At 64.1% G+C, this 6,767-nt stretch carries 4 protein-coding genes, 5 tRNA genes and 1 pseudogene; 7 read left to right on the top strand and 3 right to left on the bottom strand.

Annotated elements, in window-relative coordinates:
* Nucleotides 1-235 (top strand): FAD-dependent oxidoreductase (locus H928_RS32860; RefSeq protein ID WP_204366302.1); only part of this gene is annotated, 235 nt, incomplete at its 5' end.
* Nucleotides 236-288: 53 nt separating this feature from the next.
* Nucleotides 289-1,866 carry an NAD(P)H-hydrate dehydratase gene (locus H928_RS0111045; protein ID WP_021026554.1) on the top strand — a complete coding sequence of 526 codons (1,578 nt, stop codon included), beginning with the start codon at nt 289-291 and terminating at the stop codon, nt 1,864-1,866.
* 15 nt (nt 1,867-1,881) lie between these two features.
* Here H928_RS0111045 and H928_RS0111040 read toward each other — a convergent pair whose 3' ends face one another.
* Together H928_RS0111040 and rnr are read right to left on the bottom strand one after the other, a co-directional pair.
* Nucleotides 1,882-2,640, bottom strand: a complete 759-nt coding sequence (locus H928_RS0111040) for an SDR family oxidoreductase (protein WP_021026553.1) — start codon at nt 2,638-2,640, stop codon at nt 1,882-1,884.
* Nucleotides 2,641-2,722: 82 nt separating this feature from the next.
* Nucleotides 2,723-5,029: a ribonuclease R gene (gene rnr, locus H928_RS0111035; protein WP_021026552.1), complete on the bottom strand. Its 2,307-nt coding sequence runs from the start codon at nt 5,027-5,029 to the stop codon at nt 2,723-2,725.
* A gap of 19 nt (nt 5,030-5,048) precedes the next feature.
* Here rnr and H928_RS0111030 point away from each other — a divergent pair.
* The 5 genes from H928_RS0111030 to H928_RS0111005 all read left to right on the top strand — a co-directional run bounded on the left by H928_RS0111030 (nt 5,049) and on the right by H928_RS0111005 (nt 6,322).
* Nucleotides 5,049-5,133: transfer RNA gene (locus H928_RS0111030), tRNA-Leu, on the top strand.
* A 116-nt stretch (nt 5,134-5,249) separates the two neighbouring features.
* A tRNA-Leu gene (locus H928_RS0111025) sits at nt 5,250-5,334 on the top strand.
* Nucleotides 5,335-5,723: 389 nt separating this feature from the next.
* Nucleotides 5,724-5,808, top strand: a tRNA-Leu gene (locus H928_RS0111015).
* A gap of 172 nt (nt 5,809-5,980) precedes the next feature.
* Nucleotides 5,981-6,065: transfer RNA gene (locus H928_RS0111010), tRNA-Leu, on the top strand.
* A 172-nt stretch (nt 6,066-6,237) separates the two neighbouring features.
* Nucleotides 6,238-6,322 (top strand) — tRNA-Leu (locus H928_RS0111005).
* A 192-nt stretch (nt 6,323-6,514) separates the two neighbouring features.
* On the opposite strand, the pseudogene H928_RS33225 reads toward H928_RS0111005, so the two are convergent.
* Nucleotides 6,515-6,767 (bottom strand): annotated as a pseudogene (locus H928_RS33225) (hypothetical protein); the annotation flags it as partial.

Here is a 6,767-nt window from a genome sequence, read left to right as displayed (position 1 = left end):
CTGCACCCAGCGGAGCCAATCGATCCTGCAGATGTGGCGCGGCGCGCGCCTGACCGTGCCCGATGGCCTACCGGTGGTGGGCGCCTCCGGCATCCCGGGCGTCTGGCTCAACACCGCCCACGGCGGCTTTGGCTGGGGGCTGTCGATGGGCTGCGCCCACCATGTGCGCCAGCTGGTCATGGGCCAGAGCACCAGCACCGCCCCAGAAGCGCTGGACCTGCAGCGCCTGCGCTGAGCACTTCGGCGAGCGGCCCGCCCGTAGCCAGAGCCCTGCGCTACGATAGCGCCATGCCCGCTTCTGCCGCTCCGCCCTACCCCGCCCTGCTCTCCAGCGACCAGGTTCGCGCACGCGAGCAATCGCTGGCGGCCACGCTGCCCCACTACCGCCTGATGGCCCGCGCTGGCGAAGCCACCGCCCGCCTGGCCCTGGCCATCGCGCCGCATGCCCGGCATATCTGGGTCGTGTGCGGCGCCGGCAACAACGGCGGCGATGGGCTGGAAGCCGCCATCCATCTGCAAGCCGCTGGCAAGACCGTGCATATCAGCCTGCAGCCCAGCGCCGGCAAGGCCCTGCCCGCCGATGCGGCCCATGCACTGCAACGCGCCCAGGCCGCAGGCCTGGCGATCAGCGCGCAACCGCCCGCCCATTTCGACCTGGCCATCGATGCAGTCTGGGGCATTGGCCTGCGCGCCGGCCGCAGCGCCCCCATTGAAGGCCCCGTACTCGCCTGGCTGCAGCAGCTGCTGGAAACCGATCGCGATGTGCTGTGCATCGACACGCCCTCGGGCCTGCTGGCCGATACCGGCGCCTGGCTGCCCTCGCTAGATCCCCTGGTGCCACCAGCACCCCGAGGACGCCGCTTCACGCTCAGCATGCTGGCCCTCAAGCCGGGGCTTTTTACCTTGCAGGGGCGCGACTGGGCGGGCGAGGTCTGGCTGGCAGCGCTGTCGGCCCACAACCCGGTCTGGCGCTGTGACCAGATTCCCGCCGCCGACATGGATACCTCCTCAGGCACCGGCCAGCTCGTCACCCAGGCGCCAACCCCTCTACCAACCCACAACAGCCACAAAGGCCTGTTTGGCGATGTCGGCGTCATCGGCGGCCAAAGCGCCAGCCACGATGGCCAGGGCATGGAAGGCGCAGCCATGCTGGCCGCCAGTGCAGCGCTGCATGCAGGCGCGGGCAGGGTCATGCTGCATTTGCTGGGCAGCAACCCTGCATCGCCCAGGCCTGGCGGTGTCGCGGCCGACATCATGCTCCGGTCGCTGGAGGCCATGGGCGCACTGCGCGGCAGCCTGGTTTGCGGCTGCGGCGGTGGCAACCTGGTGGCCGGGGTGGTGCCCCAGGCCCTGCAGCATGCAGGCAGCCTGGTGCTCGATGCCGATGCGCTCAACGCCATTGCCAGCCAACCGGCACTACAAACAGCACTGCTGCAACGGGCAGCCCAGGCGGGGGCAAGCGGCGCCACGGTGCTCACGCCCCATCCACTGGAGCTGGCGCGGCTCTTGGGCAGCAGCACCGCGCAGATCCAGCATGACCGCATAGGCGCCGCGCGCCAGGCGGCACGGCAATGGCAGTGCCTGGTGGTGCTCAAGGGCAGCGGCTCGGTCATTGCCGCGCCAGATGGGCGCTATGCCATCAACCACAGCGGCAATGCCCGCCTGTCGATTGGCGGCACCGGCGATGTGCTGGCCGGCTGCATTGGCGCGCACCTGGCCGCTCTAGCACCGGGCAGCAGCTGGGCAGATGCCTGGCAGCCGCTGCTCCATGCCGTCTGGCTGCATGGCCATGCGGCCGATACCTGGCCGCCCGCACGCATGCTGACGGCTTCGCGCCTGGCGCGCAGCCTGCAACGGCCAGGCTGACAACCAGACACGGGCTTAGCCCCGGCCCACAAAAGGCATCTTGGTGGCCATCACCGTGTGGAACAGCACATTGCATTCCAGCGGCAGATTGGCCATGTAGAGCACTGACTGGCCCACGACATCGACATCCATCAGCGGCTCGGGCGCAATCTCGCCATGCGCCTGCATGACGCCCTGGGTCATGCGCATTGCCAGCTCGGTGCCGGCATTGCCCACATCGATCTGGCCGACGGCGATGTTCCACTTGCGGCCATCGAGCGCGGCGGTCTTGGTCAGGCCCATCACCGCATGCTTGGTGGCGGTATAGGCAATCGACATGGGCCGGGGCGCATGGGCCGAGATGGAACCATTGTTGATGATGCGCCCACCCATCGGCGACTGCTGGCGCATCACGCGGAAAGCCTGCTGCAGGCAATAGAACATGCCGTTGAGGTTGACATTGACGACATCCTGCCAGGTCTCGACCGGCAGCTCATCGATCGGCACCGCAGGCGCGCCGCGCCCGGCGTTGTTGAACAGCATGTCCACCCGGCCAAACTGGGCGATGGCCACATCGAACAAGGCCTTGACCGCCACCGGGTCGGCCACATCGGTGGGCACCACCAAGGCCTGGCCGGCGTCTGCCGCATGGCTGGCCACTTCCTGCAAGGGCTGCGCGCGGCGGCCGGCCAGCACCACCGACCAGCCGTCCTTCATCAAGGCCAGCGCCGCTGCGCGGCCAATCCCGGTACCCGCACCGGTCACCACTGCAATCTTGCGCGTCTTCTCGGTCATCCGTACTCCTTGGTTCTGTCAACAAAAAAGCCAGGCCATCGCTGGGATGGCCTGGCTTCGATCATAGTGAATTCACAGCCGATCAGCGGCGTTTGCGCGGGGTCTTCTGTCCCGGTTGTTTGCTGGCGCCCACGCCCCGGTCGATGCCACGCGGCTTGCCGGCACCATGGGCGGCCCCCTTGGCCTTGCGCTTGAGGCTGGCGCGCTGCGCGTCATAGGCCTCATCGCGCCCCTCGCGCTGGCGGCTGGACGGCGACGATGCCACCTTGGCCGCACGGGCATTGGAGGCCGGCGCGCGGGCCGCATCCTCGCCCTCGCGCACCAGGCGGAAGTCGATCTTGCGCGCATCCAGATCCACGCGGCTGACCTGGATCTGCAAGCGGGTGCCAATCGTGTAGCGGATGCCGGTGCGCTCGCCGCGCAGCTCCTGGCGCATCTCGTCAAAGCGGAAGTAGTCGCCACCCAGCTCGGTGATGTGGATCAGACCTTCAACATAGAGCTGGTCCAAGGTCACGAACAAGCCAAACGAGGTGACAGCCGAGACCATGCCGCTGTACTCCTCGCCCAGGTGCTCGCGCATGTACTTGCACTTGAGCCAGGCTTCGACATCGCGGCTGGCCTCATCGGCGCGGCGCTCATTGGCACTGCAATGCAGGCCCGCCGCTTCCCAGGCCTGCACTTCGCGCGATACGCGTTGCACACGCTCGGCCTGCAGCTTTTGCTTGGGCGCAGCCACCCGGCTTGCCAGGCGCTTGGCCAGCTTGGCCTCGGCCTCGCCCGGCGTGGGCAGCAGCGGCAGCTGGTAGCGCTTGCCCAGCAGGGCGGCCTTGATGACGCGGTGCACCAGCAAATCGGGGTAACGGCGGATCGGGCTGGTGAAGTGGGTATAGGCCTCGTAGCCCAGGCCAAAGTGGCCGCTGTTGATCGGCGTGTAGATCGCCTGCTGCATCGAGCGCAGCAGCATGGTGTGGATCTGCTGGGCGTCGGGCCGGTCCTTGGTCGCCTGCGCAATGGCCTGGAACTCGGCCGGGCTCGGGTCGTCGCTGATCGACAGGCCCACGCCCATGGCCTTGAGGTAGCCGCGCAGAATGTCCTGCTTCTCGGGCGTCGGGCCTTCGTGCACCCGGAAGAGCCCGGGCTGGCCGCTTTGCTGGATGAAATCTGCCGCGCAGACATTGGCTGCCAGCATCGCCTCTTCGATCAGGCGGTGGGCCTCGGTGCGGGTGCGGGGCACGATTTTCTCGATACGGCCGTTCTCGTCGCAGATGATCTGGGTTTCGGTGGTCTCGAAATCCACCGCGCCGCGACGGCCACGCGCCGACAGCAAAGCCTTGTACACATCGTGCAGGTTCAGCAGGTCAGCCACACGCTCCTTGCGCTTGATCGCTTCCTGGCCCCGGGTGTTGGCCAGAATGGCCGCCACCTCGGTATAGGTAAAGCGTGCATGGCTGTGCATCACCGCAGGGTAGAACTGGTAGGCCTGCAGCTCGCCATCGGCGGTGACCAGCATATCGGCCACCATGCACAGGCGGTCCACATTAGGGTTGAGCGAACACAGGCCGTTGGAGAGCTTCTCCGGCAGCATCGGAATCACGCGGCGCGGAAAGTAGACGCTGGTGGCACGGTCGTAGGCATCGACGTCGATGGCATTGCCGTTTTGCACATAGTGGCTCACATCGGCAATCGCCACCAACAGGCGCCAGCCCTTGGTGCGGCCGATCTTGGCGGGTTCGCAGTACACCGCATCGTCAAAGTCACGCGCATCTTCACCATCGATGGTGACCAGCGGGATATCGGTGAGGTCGATGCGGGCCTTGCGGTCGGCCAGGCGCACCTTGTCGGGCAGCTTCTTGGCCAGCGCCAGGCACTCGTCCGAGAACTCATGGGGCACGCCATATTTGCGCACCGCAATTTCGATTTCCATGCCGGGGTCGTCGATCTCGCCCAGCACCTCAACCACGCGGCCCACCGGCTGGCCAAACAAGGCCGGCGGCTCGGTCAACTCCACCACAACAACCTGGCCGGTCTTGGCCGCGCCGATCGCGCCATTGGGGATCAGCACATCCTGGCCATAGCGCTTGTCCTCGGGCGCCACCAGCCAGACGCCGCTTTCCTGCAGCAGCCGGCCGATGATGGGCTGCGCGGAGCGCTCGATGATTTCAACAATGCGGCCCTCGGGGCGGCCGCGGCGGTCGGTGCGCACGATGCGGGCGCGGACCCGATCTCGGTGCAGTACGGCGCGCATTTCATTGGCCGGGATGTAGATGTCGCTTTCGTTGTCATCCCGGATCACAAAGCCGTGGCCTTCACGGTGGCCTTGGACTACACCTTCAATTTCTTCTGACAAATTATCTGCTCCTGTTTTGGAAGCCGTTTTTTTGATATACAATCTGATTCTTTCCTGAAATGCCCAGGTGGCGGAATTGGTAGACGCACTAGTTTCAGGTACTAGCGAGTAACATCGTGGAGGTTCGAGTCCTCTCCTGGGCACCAAGTTTAACGACAAGTACAACTTGTTTTGTGAAAACGGTGAAAAATCAGTCTTAACGGGCTGGTTCTACAGTGGTTTTTTTAGGAAAGTCGATAAGGGGCACTGCCCTGCATCATCAGCCCAGGTGGCGGAATTGGTAGACGCACTAGTTTCAGGTACTAGCGAGTAACATCGTGGAGGTTCGAGTCCTCTCCTGGGCACCAGACATAAGCCGTTGCACTTTTTGTGCAGCGGCTTTTTCTTTGTCTGCGATGCGCATCTACCCCGAGCCCAGCAACGACGGCGCACACCGCATCTTTGCGCTGCCGATATCGCCTGCCCTCGGCATACAGCACACCATCCGCTGCAAAGGCAGCAAAACACCCTCCTCGCCACATTCCACTGCACAGTGATGCCGTACTCACCTGGACGCCATGCCTACCCGCGTCGCTTGCCAGGCAGGGCCAGCACCAGCCACGGCAACCGCTCGCCGCACCTTGGCACCAAGGCCTCCGCCGAGCAAAATGGCACCCCCACCAGGCGCTCTGAAAAATTTTCCGAATTTGCCCCGAAGCGGCCAAAAATCGCCCCTATAATTGCGGCTTCCCTGAAAGCCCAGGTGGCGGAATTGGTAGACGCACTAGTTTCAGGTACTAGCGAGTAACATCGTGGAGGTTCGAGTCCTCTCCTGGGCACCAAACAGCAAAAGCTGCTGCACACACGATGTGCAGCAGCTTTTTTGCTTTGGGCCGGGCATGCATCGCGGCAGCGCATAGCCACCCACAGTCTCACGCTATCTTTTTTGAGAAAAATTTTGCAGTTTTTCTCAAACCACCGCCAACACGCCCCTATAATTGCTCCATCCTGAAAGCCCAGGTGGCGGAATTGGTAGACGCACTAGTTTCAGGTACTAGCGGGTAACTCCGTGGAGGTTCGAGTCCTCTCCTGGGCACCAAACAGCAAAAGCTGCTGCACACACGATGTGCAGCAGCTTTTTTGCTTTGGGCCGGGCATGCATCGCGGCAGCGCATAGCCACCCACAGTCTCACGCTATCTTTTTTGAGAAAAATTTTGCAGTTTTTCTCAAACCACCGCCAACACGCCCCTATAATTGCTCCATCCTGAAAGCCCAGGTGGCGGAATTGGTAGACGCACTAGTTTCAGGTACTAGCGAGTAACATCGTGGAGGTTCGAGTCCTCTCCTGGGCACCAAACATCAAGCCATTGCACCCATGTGCAATGGCTTTTTTGTTGCCTGCTCGCACGCAAGCTGCCTGCCCGCACCCACCATAGGCCCCACCTTTCACCCCACCCCTCTCCACCAGGTAAGCCCAGCACCAGGCCCATGAAAAAACGCCCTGGCGTTCAAGCACAGGGCGTTGTGGGGGAGGCGCTGTAGAAGGCTTACTTCTTCAGCAAAGCCTTCAAGGCATTTTGCAGGCGGCGGGCCGAGGCCTCGTCGCTGCCGGTGGCCAGCACCTTGGCAACATCCTGCTGCCAGGTTTCTTGCGGCGAAGGATCATTGCGGCGCGTCAGCAGCTGCAATTGCAGTGCACGGCGGGCATTGATGTGCTCGGCTGGGGTGGGCACCTCGGCGGCCATCTCCAGGCGCAGCATGGCTTCGCGGCCATCACCTGCGGCAGGTGCGGCAATGGCC

The organism is Comamonas sp. B-9 (assembly GCF_000410635.1).
In the GTDB taxonomy this organism is placed as follows: Bacteria; Pseudomonadota; Gammaproteobacteria; order Burkholderiales; family Burkholderiaceae_C; genus Comamonas.
The sequence above is the reverse complement of the archived record's forward strand: the minus strand, read 5'-3'. Positions and strand labels throughout refer to the sequence as shown.

Excerpts from the sequence above, each read along its gene's own strand:
- H928_RS0111045 (WP_021026554.1), top strand. The coding sequence starts at position 289 with ATGCCCGCTTCTGCCGCTCCGCCCTACCCCGCCCTGCTCTCCAGCGAC.
- H928_RS0111040 (WP_021026553.1), bottom strand. The coding sequence starts at position 2,640 with ATGACCGAGAAGACGCGCAAGATTGCAGTGGTGACCGGTGCGGGTACC.